Consider the following 19587-nt stretch of genomic DNA (forward strand, 5'->3'; position numbering starts at 1 on the left):
TTTCTCTACTAATAACCGAAGAATCTACTTACAGGGCTTCGTTTCTCGGTAGTACAGCCCTCTCTTGGGTTGGTGTGTGCTACTCCCCACCACTGCTGGCCCGATGAGGAGCATACTTACCGCTCGAACCCGTTTTCTACGCCACCAATGACACACACTGCAAACACACTCTCTGACCGCTCTCGGGGCGATCTGACATGCAACTGGGTGGCTCCTCGTGACAGGACAGTGGTGACCGACCGATGAATCTCTCACTCGTTATCGTCGCGACGATGACCGGGGTCGCTACCGGCGTTGTGTTCGGACTGCTGGATGTCCCCATTCCGGCCCCGCCGAACCTCGCCGGTGTCATGGGTATCCTCGGCATCCTCGTCGGCTATCGCCTCATCGAGTACTTCGACGTCGGCGTCAGCCTGCTGTCGTTGCTGAAGGTCTGAGAAGCTATACGCTCCGTTTTCGAACTAACTGCACCCCTTTCTAACTATCAGAACGACGGTGACGGCAGTGACGACACTGCCGCCGTCAGTGGGCTGCGTGCTCGGTCCCGTTGTGCTGGTGACCGCTCTCGTTCCCGCCGTGGTCGGTGCCAGCGTGGTCGTGGTCGCGAGTGAGGCGGCCGTGATACGTGTCGAGGGTCCGTTCGAGCAGCGCGGTCCGCGTCTTGTGGCCCTCGGCTACCGGTTCGACCCACCGCGATTCGGTTCGCCAGTAGCCCATCACGTCGCCGGACGGCTCGATCACCTCCGCGTCGAGACCTTCGACCCCCCAGTCGTCCGTGTACGCCTGGATGAACGAGACGACGACTGTCTCGATGCCAGCCGCGAGTTCGTGGCCGCGCGTGCTCTTCGTGACGTAGGTCAGCCTGATGCGCCCGTCTTCGACGGCGAGGGAGTCGATGTCGACGAACCACTCGCGCAGGTGGGATTCGAACGCGGCGAGCTCGGTGTCGGTAGCGCCGTCGATTTCGTCGTCGCTCTCGGCGTGCTCGCCGTCGTGGCTGTGCCCGTCGCCGTGGTCGTGACTGCCGTTCGTGTGCGTGTGGCCGTGTGTCTCGTCGTGGTGTGCCCCAGTGTCTGCCTGTGTGGACGTTCCCTCGGCTGTTGCCGTCGCGCCGCCAGCTCCGGTGTCGCCCGGCTGGCTGTTCTGGGTGCCGCCGAGGCTGCTACAGCCAGCGGTGGTCACCGCAGCCACCGCGAGGGTTCCGAGGAACCCACGCCGACTCCGTCGCTGGCTGGTGTCCCACATGGCTCAGGTCCCCCGTCGCGTTGCGAGCAGCGCTGCGCCGACGAGCGCGAGCAGTGTGACGACGGCGGTGAACCCGGGTCCAGACGCGGCGGTCGTCTCCGACTCCGCGGTTGCAGTGTCTTCGGCCATCGTTCCCGCCGACTCGCCCTCGGTGTCAGGCGCAACAGTCGCCGTGGTACCGCCGGACTCGCCGTTGCCGTCAGTCCCGGATTCGGCTTGCTGGCTCGTCGAAATCCAGACCGGGCTGGTCAGCGCTCGGTCGCCGTCCTCGTCGACGACGCGGAAGGCGACCCAGGCGTTCCCGTCGATGGCAACGTCGGTGCTCATAGTGTCGTTTGTCCCGTCGAGCGTGACGTTCGAGACGGTCGTGCCGTTCCGGATGACCTCGGCGTACGCGAGTTCGTCGAGGTTCCGAACCGTCGCGGACGCCTCTACGGAGGACCCGGCGGTCGTGTTCACGGTCTCGCCGGGCATCCTGTCGTCGACGGTGAACTCGACGGCCGGACCGTACGTCGCGTACGTGTGCCCGTCTTTCACTGACTGGGCCCACTTCTCGGGCGTGACTGGCCCCTCGACGTATGCCCGGGTGCGGGCACTGCCGTATTTCGCCGGGAAGCACTGCGAACAGTGGTCGTCGCTGACACCGGTCGCCGTAATCTCGTAGCCGTTGTTCCAGAGGGTGAACAGCCCGCGGACGCTGGCAGCGTCGGACTCACCGTACGGACCGTTGTACGCTTCGATGGCGTCGACCATCGGGAGGTACTTCTCGTGTTGGCCGGGCGCACTGTCGAGGCTGACGAAGCGGTCACCCGGATGGTTGACCTGGAACACCGTTGCGTTGTGTCGGGTCCGGGACTCTTCGATGAACTCCACCAGGGTCCCGTCGGAATCAATCATCTCCTCGCCGTGCATCGGGTAGGGGTTGAAGTGCCCGAGGTCGCCGGTGGTGATTTCCTCGCTCCGGATGAACATGATGTCGCGCTCTGCGGCCTGTGACTCCATCGAGCCCCAGCCGCCGATGGCGTTGTGGTCGGAGATGAACACCGCGTCGACGCCCGCCGATTTCTGGATGGCGACGAAGTTGTCGATGGGCGTCTTGCCGTCGAAGCTGACGCTGCTGTGGGCGTGGGGGTCGATGCCGACCCAGTTGCGCTCGCTGGGGTCCAGCTCCTCGGTGAACGTCGCGTTGACGCTGACTGCCTCGCCGGGCGTCACTGAGACGTTCTTCTCGACCGGGTCGGCGATGTAGCCGGTTCCGTGGTTAAACACCAGCGTGTAGTTGCCGGGCGGGAGCTGGAACGAGGCAGTCCCGGCCGGCGTCGTCTGTGTGTAGACGGTCTGGACCGCGGTGCCGTCGTCGAGCACCGTGATCCGAGCGTCGGCGGGACTGACCTCACCCTCGTCGTCTATCGTTGCGGTGACGTTGACTGGTGCCGGCCCCTCCAGCGAGTCGAAGTCTGCGGTGGCTGTCTCGCCGCCGGTGACAGTGACGGATTTTGGCTCTGATGCCGCAAATCCGCTGGCATCAGCCGTCAGCGTGTACTCGCCGGCGGGGAGTTCGAGTTCGTACGTTCCCGTCTCCGAGCCGACGGTGTAGGTGAACGCACGGTCGCCCTTCGAGGCGGTGACTGTGGCCTGTGAGACGGACTCGTTGTCCGTACTCTCGATGCTGCCGGTCACCGTTCCCGTCTCGGTGCCATGCTGCTTGTTGTAGTACTCGCTGGTCGCGCTACTTGCGCCCTCCGAGCCGACGAAGAGGGCGAACTCTGCTGACCGCGTTTCGCCGGGGTCGAGGCGGTGTTCGAGCCACGGGTCAACCCATGTCGTGGAACCCGTGTACGACGTAAAGGAGCCGTTCCCGCCCCAGACGCCGTAGCTCACGCGGTCACCGGTGAGCGCGGCCCAGGGCTGGTCGAGTGTGTCGGCACTCACCGGCGGCGAACGCGTTTCCTCGACCGTCCCCGAACCGGGGAGCCAGGTTGATTGCCCCTCAGAACTCAGTGCCGCCCCGCTCTGGAGGCGCTCGGAATCGTTGACCGGGAGGCGCTGGTCGCCGCCGTTCTCCATCGTGGTGTTGATCCAGATGTGGCTGGAGTTGGCCGGCAGCGTATACGTCGTCGTGACGGACACGTTCGAGTTCGTACTGACGTGGCCGGTCGCGGTGACGACTGCTGCGCCGCTGGGCCCGGTCGCGTTCTGGTACTCGAAGGACTCGTAGTCCGGCCACGTCCCGAAGTTGTTGAACGCGAACTCGGCGACGCCGATCTGGTCGGTCGTCAGCCCGTACGCGTTGGCGTCGTAGATGCCACCGGGGAGCGTGCCGAAGGGACCGTTTGTTTCGGTGCCGATGGCGGCGGCGACTTCACTGTTTTTCAGAACGATGGTTTCGTTCGCTGGTGTCTCGCCGCCCTTGATTCGCTCGCCGGTGACGGCGACCGGCTTGTCCGGTCGCTCGACGTGGCCCGACGAGGCCAGCCACTTCACCGTCCGGAAGAGAAACGGCCGCGTATCGGTTTGCTGGTGTTCGGCCTGCCACTCGTCGGTGAGATACGTCGTGAGCGACTTCTGACTGCCGAAGGCGACGACGCGGCCGTTGTCACCGATGTCCCACGTCGCGGCCGCACCGACGATGCGCTCGCCACGGGGATACTCCGTCTCTGTCGTGGAGTAGGTGTACTCGTAGGTGTCGCTGTCACCGTACAGTAACGGGGCCTGGGTCCCGTTTTCGGTATCGGTCACGTTGAGACTGACCCCGTCGTACTCCACGGTGTCGACGGTGTTCATTATGGGATGCTGGCCCGTGTTGTGCAGAATGACCCGCCACTCGTAATCTGCAACTGTCTTGTTCGTCGGATCCTGAATGTTCCGGAGCCACTTGTCGCTCTCGCCGTTGAAGTGAAGCCCGTACGGGTCGGTGATGTCGTTGAGCTTGCCGGCGTGGCCCTGCAGCGGCGAGGTCCAGTCCCCGACGACGAACAGGCTGCCGCCGTTTCTGACGTATTCGTCGATTGCGTCCTGCTCGGCCTCGCTATAGGCCGTCTGGGGGACGGGAATGATGACCACGTCGTAGTCCGACAGCCCGTTCGCGGCCGAACTGTTCCACGAGGTCAGCCCGCCGCTCGTCGACCGTTTCGTGTCGACGTCGTACCCGCGCTCGCTGAGTCGGTTCGCGAACTTCGTGAACGTTGAGCCCTGATGGCTCCCGTCGATCAACACGTCGACGCCGGCACCACTGTTGTTGAGGTCGACTGATCCGTCAGGAACCGGACAGCTCCCGTCAAGCTGACAGGTCGCCCCACCAGCTGTGGCCGTCTGTGCCATCGTCTGACTGTTCACCGTTGCCACCTCGCTTTGCTCGCTCGGTGCAGCAGCGGCACTTCCGAGGAAACCGGTGCTGACAACCGAGAAAACGAGTAGTACGCTGAGTAGTACTGGCCGTATGTGATTTCTACCCATCACTTCCTATACCGTATTGTGACTATATAGTTAAAATTTACCATGGTCTCACTATTCTCGGATACTGACTGTGTTCTGTAACGAATGACCGACTCTTGTCTGTGCGAACTGTGATCCGGATTCCCACCTCGGGTCGGGCCTGTTTTAGCTGTCCCCTAATGTCACACCCCTCGGCCAGTATAAGCTGAGACTGACACACCCCATCTGTCGGCCACACATTTCGACACACAGGTTGTGGTCACAACGACAGCCCGACAGATAACCCACAGAACACTTGCAGTCTGTCCACAGCGGCGCTTCCGTGTCAACTCCGGGACGTACCAGCTTTTAAGACCCGGTGGGCGGAACTCCGAAGGTATGTCACGGAAAGTCTTCTTCGATACGGACCCCGGCTGCGACGACGCGGTCATGCTGGCAATGGCGCTCGGTCACGAGGCAATTGATGTGGTCGGTCTCTCGACTGTTTGCGGAAACACGACTATCGAGAACACGACGCGAAACGCACACGCGATACTGGGTCTCGGTGGCTACGATGTTCCGGTGTCTCGGGGCTGTGGTCGCCCACTCGTCGACGACCTCACGACTGCCGAGTGGATTCACGGCGAGAACGGACTCCACGGCGATATCCCCGACAGTGAGGGCGACACACGTGATATCCACGGGGCCGACGCAATCGTCGAAGCCGCCCGCGAGTACGGAGACGAACTGACGATTGCAGCCGTCGGTCCGCTTCCGAACCTGGCAATGGCACTGGCAAAGGAACCCCGGTTACCCGACCTCGTCGAGGATATCTATCTCATGGGCGGGGCGGCGATGACGACCGGAAACGTGACACCGATGGCCGAGGCCAACTTCCACAACGACCCCGCGGCAGCCAGTCGCGTCCTGCAAGACGCCACTACCCGGATGGTCGGGCTAGACGTGACTAACCGCGCTACCGTCGCTCCCGAGTTCATCGAGGAGTTCCGCACGGCCGGTGGCATCCGGGGGACCGTCGCCGAGTGGCTCGACTACCGGCCCGACTCCGGAACCTACCCGCTGGCCGACGCGCCGGCCATCCACGACGCCGCTGTCGTCGCTGACATCATCGACGAGTCGGTGCTCACTTTCGAGGAGTACTACCTCGACGTGGACACGACCGGCGGCCCCTGCCACGGGGCAGTCATCTGCGACGAGTACGGCACGACCGACAATGAGCCAAACAGCGAGGTAGCCGTCGACATCGACGTGGACCGCTACCGTGAGGTTCTCGAAACTGGCGTCAGAGCGTACGCAGCGGACTGATTCACCCCTTAGCCTGTGACGGCTGCTTGCGGCGCTATTCGTAGACGTGGACGCTTCCGGTAGTGTTGTCCGCGATGTAGTCCCAGTCGTACTCCACGCCGAGGCCGGGGCCGTCAGGAACACTGACCGTCCCGTCGTCGTCGACCGCATCCATCAGGTCGGAGTAGCCCCCCTCGTACACCGGCGGCTGGGTGTTCTGGCAGTCCGGGTGGACAAGCGCCATTTCGTAGTAGTTCGAGTTCCGGCAGGCGGCGATGCAGTGACGCTGTGCCGGACCGGGCGCGTGGAACTCCACGTCCAGCCCGAACGCTTCGGCCATCCGGGCCACCTTAATCGCGCCGGTGATACCCGCATCGTACTCGGGGTCGGCCCGGAGGAAGTCGGTCGCCTCGCTGGCGGCGAAGTCGGATTTGATCTCCAGTCCGCGGATGTGTTCGGTCTGGAGAATCGGCGTATCGAGTTTCTGTGCCAGCTTCTTGTGTGCGTGCTGTGAGATACCGCCGTCGCGGAACGGGTCCTCGTACCAGAAGAAGTCCTGCTCATCGAGCGCCCGGCCAAGTTCCAGTGCGTCGGCGAACGTCTCCAGTTCGCAGGCCGGGTCGTGCATCAGGTCCATCTCGTCGCCGACCGCGTCGCCGACAGCGTGGACCGCCTCGACCTCGCGGTCGAGACTCCGGGCGTCGTCGCCGCCGCCCCAGCCGTGAATCTTGAAGCCGCCAAAGCCCTCGTCGCGACAGTCTTCGGCGAAGTCGGCGAAGGCCTCGGGCGAGTCCAGTCCGCCGGCGTCGTCGCCGTGATACGTGGAGGCGTAGGCGGGGATGCGCTCGCGGTAGGTTCCGAGCAGTTCGTGAATCGGCGCGTCGTAGTACTTGCCGGCGAAGTCCCACAGCGCGATGTCGATTGGGCCGATGCCCATCCGGTCGTATTTCCGGAGTGCGCGCTTGCATTCGGACCAGTGCTTCTCGCGTTTCAGCGGGTCTTTACCGATGAGGTACTGTGCGATGATGTTGTACTGGGCGGCTGCCGGCGAATTGCCGCCGACGTACTCGCCCGTGATTCCCTCCTCAGTATGAACCTGTACGCCGAATAGTTTCCGCGTGGTTGTCTCGCCCGGCGCATAGACCAGATTGAAGCCGTGCTTGTCGGTCCCCACATCTTCGAGGGGGTACTCGAACTCTCGGCTTTCGATTTTCGTTATCGTTGGCGACATTTGCCGGACATACTGTGGTGGGGGTATTAAAGCTACCCCGTGACAAAACGCTGTCTCTGCTTGAGCGGCTGCCACAGCAGCGACTGGACCGCCTGTCTCATTCAGTCCAGCGCGTCGAGGCGACGAATCCCGGGCTCACCCAGCCGCACCGAACAGCCGATGTACAGCGGTTCGATGACCCGGGGGTAGTCGAACGACACCGCGTGCTCGTGAAGCACTTTCGGGTCGCCGGCCTCGCCCTGCCACATATCGTGATGCGCGGGAAGCAACCGGGATAGCTGCAGCTGGTTCGCGGCCTCGATGATCTCGTTTTCGTCCATGTACCACTTCGTTCTGACACCGCTGTCCGGTTCAGGCTCGTAGATAGAGCCGACGGTTCCAAACGCCAGCGCGCCCACGTCGATGTCGAACCGTTCGCCAACGCCGGTAAACCCCTCTGCGGGCCGGCTGTCGCCGGCGTGGAAGAACGTCCCAGCGTCGTGCTCGATGACGTACCCCACCGGTTCGATGGCGTCAGGGTCGTTCGTCCCGGTAACGTGGATGGTGAAATCACCGACAACGAACTCATCACCGACGGCGATTTCGTTGCGCTGCCCGTCAGGCACCCGCATCTCACCGTCGTAGTCCGGGGAGTCATACGATGCCGACGGTGCATACAGGTCCGCGTCGAGGTCCTCGACCAGCGGGCCGTACGACGGCGGATGCATGTGGTCGATATGTTCGTGCGTGACGAGTGTGGCATCACACTCGGTCGCATCGGCGGGATCCATCGGTACCGGAATCATGCGGATGAGGTTCGGTGGGTCGCCAGTCCCGAAGTAAGGGTCGATGTACAGCGTCGTCGACTGCGAGCGGAGCACGAAACCGTTACAGCCGAGATACCAGACCACGACACCGTCGCCGGGGTCTGTCGCTTCAATCTCGTCGCGGACGAACCAGTCGTCCCACGTTGACTGAACCATGTGCCGAACTATGCCTGGCCGGGTCAAAAAATCTCGCACCGCGTTCAATCGAGCGTGACCGTCGACTCTGTCTCGGAGGCCTCGTAGACGGCTTTGATAGTGTTGATGTCGACGAGGCCGTGCTCTCCGTCGGCGTAGGGTTCGGTGTCGGTCAGTAGACAGTGGGCGAAGTACTCGAACTCCTCTTCCATCTGGTCGATCTGTTCGAAGCCGATGTCGACAGTCGTCCCCTCGTGAGACAACTGGAGCGCACGGTCGTCCCATGGGTAGAAGGCCGGTTCGACGCGGACCTTGCCTTCAGTTCCGAGTACGGAGATGTGGCTATCGAGATGTGCGTTCTGGCTGGCAGTACACACTGCGTACACGTGGCCGGGGAAATCTAGCTGGAACGCGCCGTGCTCGTCCGGCACGTCGGCGAACTCCTCCTGCACCGATGCGACGGTTCCCCGGACGGCCACGGGGTCGGCATCCAGCAGGAATCGGCTCGTGTTCAGCGGATAGATGCCGATATCCATGACGGCACAGCCGCCGGACAGCTCCCCGTCCAGCCGCCACTGGTCGGGGTCGGGGACGAGTTCGAGGATCGGCTCGGTCATGTTGCCGTGGACGAACAGCGGTTCGCCGATGTATCCCTCGTCGATGAGATCCTTCGCTCGCCGGACGGCTGGCTCGGTGTGCATCCGGTAGGCGATCATCAGCGTCGCGTCGTGTTCGTCACAGACGTCGACCATTCGCTCGGCACGCTCGATGGTGGCCTCCATCGGTTTCTCACAGAGGATCGCCTTATCCAGTTCTGCTGCCGTCTCGACGTACGGGAGGTGGAGCGCGTTCGGGGTAACGATGTAGACGGCGTCGTATGCGTCACTCGCGACTCCGTCGTGGAACTCTTCGTAGGTGATCGCGTGTTCGACCGTCTCCGAATCAGCGGCTACATCGGCTGCCTTTTCGCGGTCACTGCTGACCAGTACCGTTGTTTCACAGAGATCTCCCGCGTCGACGGCGGGCATCGCCTGTTCGGTCGTCCACCAGCCGACGCCGATCATCGCAAACCGAACGGGGTCGTCAGTTTCTGTCTGTTCCTGCCAGTCTCGACGGTCGAACCCTCCCGTGAGCGCGTCAACGTTCATACGGGTGCCGTCTCTTGGCTGGATATTATTTTTTGTGTTGGCATCCCGTGTCAGCCCATGCTGTCCCAGTGTATCGAATGACAGTTCATACATTAAGTAAACAAATCCCTGCAAATGAGATAATTGTTCGATATTGCAGAACAAAACAACAGTCTAACCGGTAGTATTCCACAGCCGTCAGTCGCTGCTCCGAATGGCAAATGCTGTTTTACGGCCCGTCTATGGCCTTTTCTCGTCCGTGCTCTCGGGTTCAGTATCGAGAATAACGGCAGTACAACCGTTACGGAAAGCGTTCCGTCATACTGAATGGTCGGTCATCACGGAGTGATAGGGTTCGGTCGACAGTTGGCTGGCTTGAAACGCTATCCTGATCGTTGTGGCCACGGTTTGCAGTGACTGACGATACCGCGGTGTTGTGTCCAACCGGACGCCGGGGCGCGCATCCCGAGAGTGGGCCGTCTGTACGGGATAGACAGTCCGATGTTGGGGCTGTTCCACAATCGTCGGTCGGGCCACGACCATGACTTTGCACGCTCACTCTTGCGGTTGACAAAAGCAACAGGGTCTAAAAACCAGTACGAAATAACCGTTCTGTAACAGAGCTCACACTCCGCAGACAACGACGGTGGCCGCCTCGGTTAGCTGTTGCGGTACACCGTCTTGATGTAGCTGAAGAACTCCAGTCCCGCGTCGCCCTGCTCGCGGTAGGTGTTCGTCGAGGAGCGCTTGAGGCCGCCGAAGGGAACGTGCAGTTCTAGGCCGGTCGTCTTCTCGTTGACCTTGACCACGCCGGACTCGGAGCGTTCGATGAACTCGTTTTCCTCCTCGATTCGGTCGGTGACAATGCTGGCCGAGAGCCCGTAGTCGATGTCGTTGGCAACTTCGACACCCTCGTCGAAGTCGGAGACGGGAATAACAGCGAGCACCGGTCCGAACACCTCTTCCTGTGCAATGCGCATATCCGACTCGACATCGGCGAACACCGCCGGCGAGATGAAGTTCCCGGCGTCGTACTCGCCGCCGGTGAGTTCCTCGCCGCCCGTTTCGAGGGTTGCCCCCTCCGACTGTGCGATGTCGACGTACTCCAGACTCCCCGCGAGTTCGTCTTCACTGACGTGTGGGCCCATGCCGGCCCGGTCGAGGCCGTTTCCGACTTCGAGGGACTCGGCGTAGTCGACGACGGCGTCCAGGAACTCGTCGTACACGTCCTCGTGGACGATAGCTCGGGAGGTCGCCGTACAGGCCTGACCCGTTCCGCCGAAGGCCCCGGCACCCACGATGTCAGCCGCCTTGTCCACGTCGGCGCTCGGCATGACGACCGTCGGGTTCTTCCCGCCCATCTCTGCCTGCGCACGCTTCCCGTTGCTCGTTGCCTGTTCGTAGACGTGCTCGCCGACCGAGGCACTGCCGGTGAACGAGACCACGTCAACGTCGTCGTGGGTGGTCAGCCGCTCACCGACCTCGCTACCGGGGCCACAGACCAGGTTGATAGCGCCGTCCGGAATCCCGGCCTCGTCCAGCGCCTCGACAATCATCGCGCCGACGGTCGGTGCCTGCATCGCGGGCTTGATGACAACGGTGTTGCCGACCGCGAGTGCCGGCGCAATCTTCCAGGCCGGGATCGCGATGGGATAGTTCCACGGCGTAATGAGCGCTGCGACGCCCATCGGCTCTTTTTTCGTCTGTAGGCCGGCACGGCCGCCGCTGGGCTGTTTGACGGTTCCGCCGAAGTCGCGGGCCTTCTCCGCGTAGTAATAGAAGATATCAATCGCACGCTGAACCTCGCCCTCGGCCTCGCCGAGCGGCTTTCCCTCTTCGCGGGTCAGTGTCTCCGCCAGCTTGTCTTTCCGGGATTTCAGGATTTCACCGGTCTCACGCAGGATCGCACCGCGCTCCGGACCAGACATCCCGGCCCACTCATCCGTCGCACCCGCTGCGGCCGCGACTGCCTCGTCGGCGTCTGCCGCCGAGCCCACCGGAACCGTGCTGACGATGTCCGTTTCGTCTGCTGGATTCGTGACGTCCTGTGTCTCCCCGGTTCCGGTCCACTCACCGCCGATATAGTTCTCATACGTCTGCGTCATACGTTTGAATCATCTCATTCCCAATACTTACGCGTTTCCCATCCTTCGCTGTGTCGCGACGTTCGACGGTGTGGAACGACGGCGACAACGCTGAACAACAAGCGTCGTAGTCACCGTAATCAGCGTTTCCAGAATCAGAGTTTCGATGACCGACTGCAGAATCCCAATTGAAGCCGGTAAAATAGCTACCGCTGTCAAACAACAAGACAACACGAACTCTGTGTGTTGCCAGATGTGTCACATCGCGAGGCGTGGCTGCGTTGCGATGCTTGTGTTGTTGGAAATCCTACTCTCTGCACGTATCTCTGTTCCTGTGTTATCTGCGCTCTGGTGTCGTCACTATGACCGATCCATGATGGGCGATATTCTAGTATATAAATGTACTCCATAGTATAACACGTGTATGTATGTTATCGGGCACGCTGTCGACAGTCGCTACTGCTGGACCAGCGGTCCCGGTATGACCACCTGTTGTTTAATATAGTGTTGACTGGTTTATTGACGTAAACAGCGCAGATCAAAAGATTGCAGTTACTGCACTTACGACGACCCAACTCTCTCTTGAATCAGTTGCGGCTATTCTGCCAGCGGCACTATTTCACTATTCGATCACAGAAACAAGATAATAAGTGGCCGAATACGAGCACAAATTTTGTGATAGCTTTCTAAAAGCCTACAATTTGGTACTACTCGAAGACACTCTCGCCCGTATCGAAATTAAACACGGATTTATCCGTCACCGTCAACGCCTTCGAGAAGTGCACCAGCAAGTGCACTCTTTCGGTGTGAGACCAGCAGATGGCAGTAAATATCATTTTCACTGTCTGCACCACAATTACACAGCGGGCATCCGTATGTGTGGTTCTTTGCTGTATCGGTGGCTCGCTTCGGGATGCTGGCTTGCATACATTGACAGACGCTCCGTGCAAATATAGCGATTTCTAGGACTCCTATGTCGCCCTCAATGGATATATGGAGACTCTCTTCAGGGTGTACTCCTTCCGGAAGCAACACATACCATGATTTACCTCATGTCCGGTCCAGCGTCGCGATAAACTCCACAGTCTGCGTGTTCATGTTGCGCACCAAACGAGACCTCGTCGGTTAGACAGCCTTGCCGAAATGACATACCGCGAGCAGCATCTGCCACGAAAATGCCCGCTACTTTCCTCATATCTCCCCAATATGTTTGCTGAATGCACCCGTATATAGCTGAAAAAGCTGGTTCGAATATATGGCATCTTCGGGCGTCGATCAACAGCGCAGCTACCGACGGTCGTTCGATAGTTCGCGTGCTCTCATAGAATTACCCTGCACCCGCTCCTGTAGCCGCTGTATTCGCTCGTCCATCGGCGGATGCGTCGACAGGAGGCGTGACAGATTGCTGTCCGTTTCGCCGTGAACGTATAGTTGTCGCAGGAGTCCCGGATCCGGCTTCGACGCCTGTTCGATTTTCACGAGGGCCCGGGCGAGCCCAACGGGATTCCCCGTAACCTCGACCGCGCGGTCGTCGGCTGCCAACTCACGACGTCTGGAGTAGCTGAGTATCAGCAGTGTCACGGCGAATCCGAGACCGGCAACGACCTGCAGCGAGTACCGCTGTGTCCGCCCAAGCCAGGAGCGCGACCACGACGACGGGTCGCCACGCACCAGTGCGAGCGACCGGGCGACACCACCGACCAGCACCACGATGGGAAATAACACGAGGCCGACGAGTCCGACAAGCGTCTGGACGAGGCTGTACGCGACGGTCTGAACGAGTGCATCACGGGTCTCCAGATGCGCGAGTTCATGCCCCAGAAGAGCCTCGAATTCTGCTGGGGACAACAGCTGGAACAGCCGTCTGTCGAGGACGATAGCTCCGGCTCCGCCACCGATGGCAAACGCGTTCGGGACTGGTAGCTCCGCCAGTAGCAGCGTCGGTGTGTCGACATCCATCTGATCGACAAGCCCGTCAAGACGGCGGTGGAGTTCCGGTGCACGCGTCCGCGAGAGTTCGACTGCATCGAGGGACCGCTTGAGTTGCGCTGTTGCAGCCCAGTAGTTCAAGATGCCGAGAACGATCGCGGTCCCGAGAATGACCAGCGCGGCCAACAGTGGTGACGGGCGGCTGTTCCACACTGGCAACAGCAGCACGTACCCCACGTATGCAGCCATGAGATAGACCAGCAGCGACACCAGCCCGACGATGCCCACGAGTAGCCGTCGGGTCACAGCCATGTATGGCGGTACGCCGTTGTGCGAAAAAACCGCTTTGGTGGGTGACTGCCGGCTACGCCTACACACTTCGGTGCCACGTTCCCGAGATATTTGATATAGCGATATTAGATTTATTATAGTTCCAAAAACGGGTCGCCTCTCGGCTGAAACGGCGGCAAAAAAGCATTTCGGCCGTGACCGACGATAGCTGTCGACTGGTGCACACTGTAGCCGACACGCCTTTTTCACCGCCACACAGACGACTCAGTATGCGAATCGCACGACTTCTGACGGACCGTGGACCGGTTACCGGCGAATACGTCGACGGCGTCATCCACGCTGACGATGGGCAGTACGTGGTTGGCCGCGACGGGCGGCTGCTCCCGCCGTGTGAACCGACCGCGCTGTACTGCGTCGGTCGGAACTACGCCGCTACGAACGACCAGATGGATTACGACCGCCCCGAGGAACCGGACTTCTTCATCAAGCCGCCGGCGGCGCTACTCGCCCATGAGCAGGACATTCCTTACCCGCCGTTCACCGATGAACTCACCTACGCAGGCGAGCTGGCCGCAGTCATAGACAAGCGGTGTCACGATATCGATCCCGCTGACGTTCCCGACGCGGTCAGGGGATACACGGTCCTGAACGATGTCGATGCGCTGGACCAGCAGGGTCGAACCGCGCGAAAAGCCTTCGATGGTTCTGGGCCGCTGGGGCCGTGGATCGAGACTGACGTTGATCCCACCAGCACCGATATGTACACGGACATCAACGATGAGCGCCGCCAGTCCGCCAACACCCGCGAGATGCTGTTCGGGCCCCACGAAGTTGTCGCGTACCTCTCGGAGCGGTTCACGTTCCGCCCCGGCGACGTCATCGCCTTCGGTAGCCCGGCCAACCCGGGGACTGTCGCGCCCGGCGACACAATCGAAATAACCTACGACGGCGTCGGCACGCTCCGGAACTCGGTTGTTGAGCCGTAGCGTCGACTGAGCACTAAAAACGCAGCAAAACGGCTTTTGAGGTCGTCTACGTGCAGAATGGTGGGCTTAGTAGTTGACTGGAATAAACTACTATCCGCTATACAAAATCACTGTAGCCGAGTCCGAATCGTTTCCGCGGTTTGCTCGCCGATACCGTCGATGGCCGTCAGTTCCTCGTCGGAGGCCGTCCTGACGTTGTCCACGCTGCCGAAGCGTCGGAGCAGTCGCTTCCGCGTCTCGGGGCCGATTCCGGGCACCTCGTCCAGCGTCGTCGACACGTCGTCCCGCAGCGTCTGGTGGTACTGCACGGCAAAGCGGTGTGCTTCGTCACGAACCCGCTGAAGCAGGTGGAGTTGCGGGGCGTCGTCGTCCCAGTCGTACACGCGGTCGGGCGTGATGACCATCTCCTCGTCTTTTGCGAGTGCGACGGCCGGCACGTCCCAGCCGGTCTCGGCCAGCGCGTCGCGGGCCGCCCCGAGCTGGCCGTCGCCGCCGTCGATGAGCAGCAGGTCCGGGTCCGGCCGGTCGTCCCGGCCTTCGACGGCGCGTAGCGCCCGCCAGCGAACGAGTTCGCGCATGTTCGCGTAGTCGTCGTTTCGCTCGGTGAGCTTCTTCCGGCGGTAGTCGCTCTTTGCCGGGGAGCCGTCGACGAAGGTGACGTTCGAGCCGACGGCCGACCGGCCCTGGGCGTGGCTCACATCGAACCCCTCGATGCGGCTCGGGTGGTCGATACCCAGCGCGTCGGCCAGACGGCCGCTCTCGTCGTCGGTCCCGCCGCGCTGACGGGCGTTCTTCAGTGCGAGGTCGACCAGCGTCGCCTCCCGACCGGCCCCGGGCACCCCGAGCGTGACGCCCTCGCTTTCCAGCCACGCCTCGATGTCCGGGTCGGCGGGGGACTCGGCACAGAGAATCCGATCCGGGAGGTCGCGTTCGGCGTAGTACTGCGGGATGAACGCCTGGTACACGCCGGCGGTTCCCTCGCCGTCTGGCGCTTCGAGCGTGTGGCGGTCCCGTTCGACGAGCTTGCCGCCCTCGGCGTGGAGCCGGGCGACGATGGCGCGCTCGCCCTCGATGGCGGCCCCGAGCACGTCCGTCGTCTGGGACCCCCCGGAGTCGCTGACGGCGGTGTCGCCCTCGCCGTGGAGCGCCTCGACGGCCCCGAGCTTGTCCCGGAGGTTCGCTGCGCGTTCGAACTCTTGGTTCTGTGCGGCGGTCTCCATCTCGCGGCGCAGCGGGTCCGCGAGCACGCCGGTCTCGCCTTCGAAATATCGGGTGACGGCTTCGACGTCCTCGGCGTATTCGGTCTCGCTGATCTCGCCGGTGCAGGGCGCGGTACAGATGCCCATCTCGTAGTCCAGACAGGGCCGGTCCCGGTTGCTGTACTTGTGGTCGGAACAGCCCCGCAGTCCGTACGTCTCCCGCAAGGCCTTCACCACCGTCTCAACCCGCCCCTTGTCGGTGAACGGCCCGTAGATGGTCGCGCCGTCCTCGGGGTCACGGGTCACCTCGATGCGGGGGACGGCGTGGTCTGTCAACTGGACCAGCGGGTAGGACTTGTCGTCTTTCAGCCGGACGTTGTAGGGCGGTCGGTGGCGCTTGATGAGGTTCGCTTCCAGCAACAGTGCCTGTGTCTCGGTGTCGGTGACGGCGAAGTCGATGGTCTCGGCCCGTTCGACCATCTTGGCGATGCGCTCGCTCCGCGGATCTGCGTAAGAGCGCACGCGGTCGCACAGGTCGACGGCTTTCCCGACGTAGAGGACCCGGCGCGTGTCGTCCCGGCCCTGTTCAAACAGGTACACGCCGGGCTCCCGTGGCAACGACCCCGCGCGTTCTCGGACCTCGTCGGCGTCCATTAGCTCAGAGTTGGTGCTCGGCGGGGTTGAACGTCACGGGAGCGGGTCGTCGGACGGCGGCTGTGCCGTCTCTTCGGCATCTGAAGTGGGCGTCTCGGGAACGATGGCGGCTTCGATCCGCTCGACGACGCTCTCGTCGTCTGGTGCGGCCAGTTCGATGTCGTCGTCACCGGCGACACGCACGACGAGCAACCGGTCGCGACTCCAGAGATAGACTCCGAGAACAACGGCGGCAAAGGCCAGCGCAAGGCCGCCAAACAGTCGCATTAGGTCGTCAAGTTGCGCCATCAGCGTCAGCATCGTCTGGAGCATCCCGAGCATCCCACCGATGCCGACGGCACTCGCAGCACCGCCGCTGTCCAGTGAGACGTTGCCGACGAGGCTATCGAGACTGACGGTCATCCCGGCAGCTACCAGCACGATACCGACCACCAGCGCTTTCACGCCGAGTTCGAGGAACGACCAGTCGCCGCTCGTGGTAGCGTCGACGCCCTCGACGTTAGGGCGGTCGACCTGCCGGTAGTTCGGTCCCTCGCGGTCCGGCGTGAACACGAGGACGCGGTGACTCGTCACGACGACGCCACCACGGTCCAGCCGAACGTCCGCTTCGATTGCCTCGCCGTCGTACAGGAGGCTCTCGGCCCGTGCGACCCAATCCATACTTCCCGTTTACTGTGGAGACGTGTATATTCTCCCCCCGTAACCGCTAACTGTGCCCCCTCGAACATGACAGTATGACCGCCGATCCCCGCTGCCCTCACTGCTCGGAGAAAGTCAGTGCGACCGCGACGTGGTGTATGCACTGCGGCCGGGACTTCGAGAGCCCGGTCGACGCCGGAACCGGGACAACGGTCCTTGATGCCGACGGCAGCCAGACCACGTCTGATCTTGAAGCGGCACTCAATGCCGGTGATCTCGACGGGATCCAGAACGCGCTCACCCAGAGCGACAACGGGCCGACAATCGTTGGTGTTGTCCTCGCCGGTATCGCCCTGTTCACGCTCCCACTCGTCTCGCCCCCGGGCGCTGCGCTGTATCTCCTTGTCGTCGCCGGCGTCGGAGCGATTGCTGCGACACAGCCGACGTTCGACGCGGCGCTCAGAATCGGCGGGAAGGCACTTGCGCTCGCTCCCTTCCTGCTGGTGTTCATCGACGTGTTCCTCGGATATCTGTTCAGCGGAGCGGTGGCGACCAGCGCGACAGTTCTGGTCGGTCCGGCGATTTACGCCGGGCTGGTCATGTACGGTATCCGCTGGTATCGTCGTCGCTGAGCGGTTTACGCTGGCTCGGTTGCGAGTCGGCGTGCATCTCGGCCAGCGTGTCGGCGACTTGCGCAACCGCTCTATCGGCGATAGCCGCTCGCTGGACGTCTGTGAGCGGGGTGTGGCGGCCCATGTTCGAACCTGATTGTCCAACTGATAAATACTTCGTGGCGAGGACAATTGATCTGTGCGTATTTTCCCCGTGAGCGGTCTACCCGTTCAGGACGCTCGCTGATTCGCTTGGTATCAAAACTACCATGCCTCCCGGATTCGAGAGTGTACCTACTACAGGTGGTTCTGTGACCGAAAAACGCGAATACAAAGACGAGTATCAGGACAAGACGCTGTATCTTCCGGGGCCGACAGAGGTGCGCGAGGACGTCATCGAGGCGATGGCCGAGCCGATGTTCGGCCACCGGATGGACCGGATGACCGATCTCTACACCACCATCGTCGAGGACACCAAGGAGTTCCTCGGTACCGACAACGACGTCATCGTGCTCACGGCGTCGGGCACGGAGTTCTGGGAGTCGACGACGCTCAACCTAGTCGAGGACAGCATGCTCGTGCCGACCTCCGGCGCGTTCAGCGAGCGCCAGGCCAACGTCGCCGAACGCCTCGGCAAGGAGGTCGACCGCATTGAGTACGACTGGGGCACGGCGGTCAAGCCCGAAGACGTCCGCGACGCACTGGAATCCGGCGACTACGACGCCGTCGGGGCCGTGATGAACGAGACCTCGACCGGCGTCCGCAACCCTATTGAGGAGATCGGCGACGTGGTCGCGGAGTACCCGGACACCTACTTCGTCGTCGACGCCATCTCCTGTCTCGGCGGCGACCAGATCGACATCGAGGCCCACGGCATCGACGCCATCTTCACGTCCACGCAGAAGGCCTTCGCCATGCCGCCCGGCCTCGCCGTCTGTGCGGTCAGCGACGACGCCTACGAGCGGGAACTGGAGAAGGAGTCGGCGTCGTGGTACGGCGGCTTCCAGCGCTGTCTGGACTACTACGACCGGAAGGGCCAGACCCACTCGACGCCGGCGATTCCGCTCATGCTCGCCTACCGCAAGCAGATGAAACACATGCTCGACGAGGGCCACGACGCCCGCGACCAGCGCCACCAGGAGATGGCCGAGTACACCCGCGAGTGGGCCCGCGAGCACTTCGACCTCTATCCCGAGGAGGGCTACGAGTCCCAGACGGTGACCTGCATCGAAAACACGCAGGACATCAACGTCGCCGAGACGGTCGAGGCCGTCTCCGAGGAGTATGACATGGTGTTCTCCAGCGGCTACGGCGACATCAGCGAGGAGAGTTTCCGCATCGGACACATGGGCGAACACACCGTCGAGAGTATCAGGGAACTAACCGACGCAATCGAAGACGTCGCCGATCTGTAACACCGGTGAAAACCGACGAAGACCGAAGCTATGGCTCGATCTGGAGACCGCTGCTGCTACCACTTGGCGTTTTCACAGTTTGATAATGCTGGGAAGACTATATTACTGCTTGCTACTTTGATGCAGATAGACAAACCGCATGAGTAAAAGTAACAGACAGAGTACGGACAGCGATACCGCAACACCGATGAACGTGACCAGAAAACAGCTCGACTGGAGCGAGACCCGACCGAGTGCGGCCGTGACCGAGTACATCTCCGCTATCACCGGGCGGGAACAGACTGATTTCGCACCGCTGTACGAGACTGTCGACCCCGAAGCGCTCGACTCGCTCATCGACTCCTCGAACCGTTCGACACCTGTCAGTATCTCGTTTGAATATGCCGACCACTCGGTCACTGTCCGAAGCGACGGGGAACTCGTCATCAAGGCCCCCAGTTCCAGTATCGGCCGATAGGCGGACGTTTCTGCACTATCTCTATCTCGTCATATCGGACAGTAGCCGTCGGAAACTCA

At 61.9% G+C, this 19587-nt stretch carries 15 protein-coding genes; 6 read left to right on the plus strand and 9 right to left on the minus strand.

Annotated features, from left to right (window positions below):
• The first annotated feature begins 242 nt into the window (after positions 1–242).
• Positions 243–437 (plus strand): XapX domain-containing protein, encoded by a 195-nt coding sequence (locus BVU17_01395; protein ID AUG46235.1) that lies wholly within the window; start codon positions 243–245, stop codon positions 435–437.
• A gap of 85 nt (positions 438–522) precedes the next feature.
• Here the strand turns inward: BVU17_01395 and BVU17_01400 are convergent, their stop codons facing one another.
• Together BVU17_01400 and BVU17_01405 are read right to left on the minus strand one after the other, a co-directional pair.
• Positions 523–1245 carry a hypothetical protein gene (locus tag BVU17_01400; protein AUG46236.1) on the minus strand — a complete coding sequence of 241 codons (723 nt, stop codon included), beginning with the start codon at positions 1243–1245 and terminating at the stop codon, positions 523–525.
• A 3-nt stretch (positions 1246–1248) separates the two neighbouring features.
• Positions 1249–4701 (minus strand): PGF-CTERM sorting domain-containing protein, encoded by a 3453-nt coding sequence (locus BVU17_01405; GenBank protein AUG46237.1) that lies wholly within the window; start codon positions 4699–4701, stop codon positions 1249–1251.
• Positions 4702–5058: 357 nt separating this feature from the next.
• Here BVU17_01405 and BVU17_01410 point away from each other — a divergent pair, with 357 nt between their 5' ends.
• Positions 5059–5985 carry a nucleoside hydrolase gene (locus BVU17_01410; GenBank protein ID AUG46238.1) on the plus strand — a complete coding sequence of 309 codons (927 nt, stop codon included), beginning with the start codon at positions 5059–5061 and terminating at the stop codon, positions 5983–5985.
• Positions 5986–6019: 34 nt separating this feature from the next.
• Here BVU17_01410 and BVU17_01415 read toward each other — a convergent pair whose 3' ends face one another.
• The 5 genes from BVU17_01415 to BVU17_01435 form a co-directional block, all read right to left on the minus strand.
• Positions 6020–7195 (minus strand): mandelate racemase, encoded by a 1176-nt coding sequence (locus BVU17_01415; GenBank protein ID AUG46239.1) that lies wholly within the window; start codon positions 7193–7195, stop codon positions 6020–6022.
• A 101-nt stretch (positions 7196–7296) separates the two neighbouring features.
• Positions 7297–8157: an MBL fold metallo-hydrolase gene (locus BVU17_01420; protein ID AUG46240.1), complete on the minus strand. Its 861-nt coding sequence runs from the start codon at positions 8155–8157 to the stop codon at positions 7297–7299.
• A 44-nt stretch (positions 8158–8201) separates the two neighbouring features.
• Entirely contained in the window at positions 8202–9284 is a 1083-nt protein-coding gene (locus BVU17_01425; GenBank protein AUG46241.1) for a glucose-fructose oxidoreductase, read from the minus strand.
• A gap of 638 nt (positions 9285–9922) precedes the next feature.
• Positions 9923–11368 carry an aldehyde dehydrogenase family protein gene (locus BVU17_01430; GenBank protein ID AUG46242.1) on the minus strand — a complete coding sequence of 482 codons (1446 nt, stop codon included), beginning with the start codon at positions 11366–11368 and terminating at the stop codon, positions 9923–9925.
• 1266 nt (positions 11369–12634) lie between these two features.
• On the minus strand, positions 12635–13588 hold the full coding sequence (locus tag BVU17_01435) for a heat-shock protein HtpX (protein ID AUG46243.1): 954 nt from the start codon (positions 13586–13588) through the stop codon (positions 12635–12637).
• 248 nt (positions 13589–13836) lie between these two features.
• Here BVU17_01435 and BVU17_01440 point away from each other — a divergent pair, with 248 nt between their 5' ends.
• Entirely contained in the window at positions 13837–14553 is a 717-nt protein-coding gene (locus BVU17_01440) for a fumarylacetoacetase (GenBank protein ID AUG46244.1), read from the plus strand.
• 107 nt (positions 14554–14660) lie between these two features.
• On the opposite strand, the gene BVU17_01445 is transcribed toward BVU17_01440, so the two are convergent.
• On the minus strand, positions 14661–16406 hold the full coding sequence (locus BVU17_01445; protein ID AUG46245.1) for an excinuclease ABC subunit C: 1746 nt from the start codon (positions 16404–16406) through the stop codon (positions 14661–14663).
• A gap of 33 nt (positions 16407–16439) precedes the next feature.
• A complete protein-coding gene (locus BVU17_01450; GenBank protein AUG46246.1) occupies positions 16440–17066 on the minus strand; it encodes a hypothetical protein in 627 nt (208 codons plus the stop codon).
• A gap of 137 nt (positions 17067–17203) precedes the next feature.
• Between BVU17_01450 and BVU17_01455 the strand changes: the two genes are divergently transcribed.
• The 3 genes from BVU17_01455 (at position 17204) to BVU17_01465 (ending at position 19528) form a co-directional block, all read left to right on the plus strand.
• Entirely contained in the window at positions 17204–17677 is a 474-nt protein-coding gene (locus tag BVU17_01455) for a hypothetical protein (GenBank protein ID AUG46247.1), read from the plus strand.
• A gap of 290 nt (positions 17678–17967) precedes the next feature.
• Positions 17968–19071: a septum site-determining protein gene (locus tag BVU17_01460; GenBank protein ID AUG46248.1), complete on the plus strand. Its 1104-nt coding sequence runs from the start codon at positions 17968–17970 to the stop codon at positions 19069–19071.
• Between the two features lie 187 nt (positions 19072–19258).
• Positions 19259–19528 carry a hypothetical protein gene (locus tag BVU17_01465; protein ID AUG46249.1) on the plus strand — a complete coding sequence of 90 codons (270 nt, stop codon included), beginning with the start codon at positions 19259–19261 and terminating at the stop codon, positions 19526–19528.
• Positions 19529–19587 lie beyond the last annotated feature (59 nt).

Source organism: Haloarcula taiwanensis, assembly GCA_002844335.1.
GTDB lineage: Archaea > Halobacteriota > Halobacteria > Halobacteriales > Haloarculaceae > Haloarcula > Haloarcula taiwanensis.

Excerpts from the sequence above, each read along its gene's own strand:
- BVU17_01395 (AUG46235.1), top strand. The coding sequence starts at position 243 with ATGAATCTCTCACTCGTTATCGTCGCGACGATGACCGGGGTCGCTACC.
- BVU17_01400 (AUG46236.1), bottom strand. The coding sequence starts at position 1,245 with ATGTGGGACACCAGCCAGCGACGGAGTCGGCGTGGGTTCCTCGGAACC.
- BVU17_01405 (AUG46237.1), bottom strand. The coding sequence starts at position 4,701 with ATGGGTAGAAATCACATACGGCCAGTACTACTCAGCGTACTACTCGTT.
- BVU17_01410 (AUG46238.1), top strand. The coding sequence starts at position 5,059 with ATGTCACGGAAAGTCTTCTTCGATACGGACCCCGGCTGCGACGACGCG.
- BVU17_01415 (AUG46239.1), bottom strand. The coding sequence starts at position 7,195 with ATGTCGCCAACGATAACGAAAATCGAAAGCCGAGAGTTCGAGTACCCC.
- BVU17_01420 (AUG46240.1), bottom strand. The coding sequence starts at position 8,157 with ATGGTTCAGTCAACGTGGGACGACTGGTTCGTCCGCGACGAGATTGAA.
- BVU17_01425 (AUG46241.1), bottom strand. The coding sequence starts at position 9,284 with ATGAACGTTGACGCGCTCACGGGAGGGTTCGACCGTCGAGACTGGCAG.
- BVU17_01430 (AUG46242.1), bottom strand. The coding sequence starts at position 11,368 with ATGACGCAGACGTATGAGAACTATATCGGCGGTGAGTGGACCGGAACC.
- BVU17_01435 (AUG46243.1), bottom strand. The coding sequence starts at position 13,588 with ATGGCTGTGACCCGACGGCTACTCGTGGGCATCGTCGGGCTGGTGTCG.
- BVU17_01440 (AUG46244.1), top strand. The coding sequence starts at position 13,837 with ATGCGAATCGCACGACTTCTGACGGACCGTGGACCGGTTACCGGCGAA.
- BVU17_01445 (AUG46245.1), bottom strand. The coding sequence starts at position 16,406 with ATGGACGCCGACGAGGTCCGAGAACGCGCGGGGTCGTTGCCACGGGAG.
- BVU17_01450 (AUG46246.1), bottom strand. The coding sequence starts at position 17,066 with ATGGATTGGGTCGCACGGGCCGAGAGCCTCCTGTACGACGGCGAGGCA.
- BVU17_01455 (AUG46247.1), top strand. The coding sequence starts at position 17,204 with ATGCACTGCGGCCGGGACTTCGAGAGCCCGGTCGACGCCGGAACCGGG.
- BVU17_01465 (AUG46249.1), top strand. The coding sequence starts at position 19,259 with ATGAACGTGACCAGAAAACAGCTCGACTGGAGCGAGACCCGACCGAGT.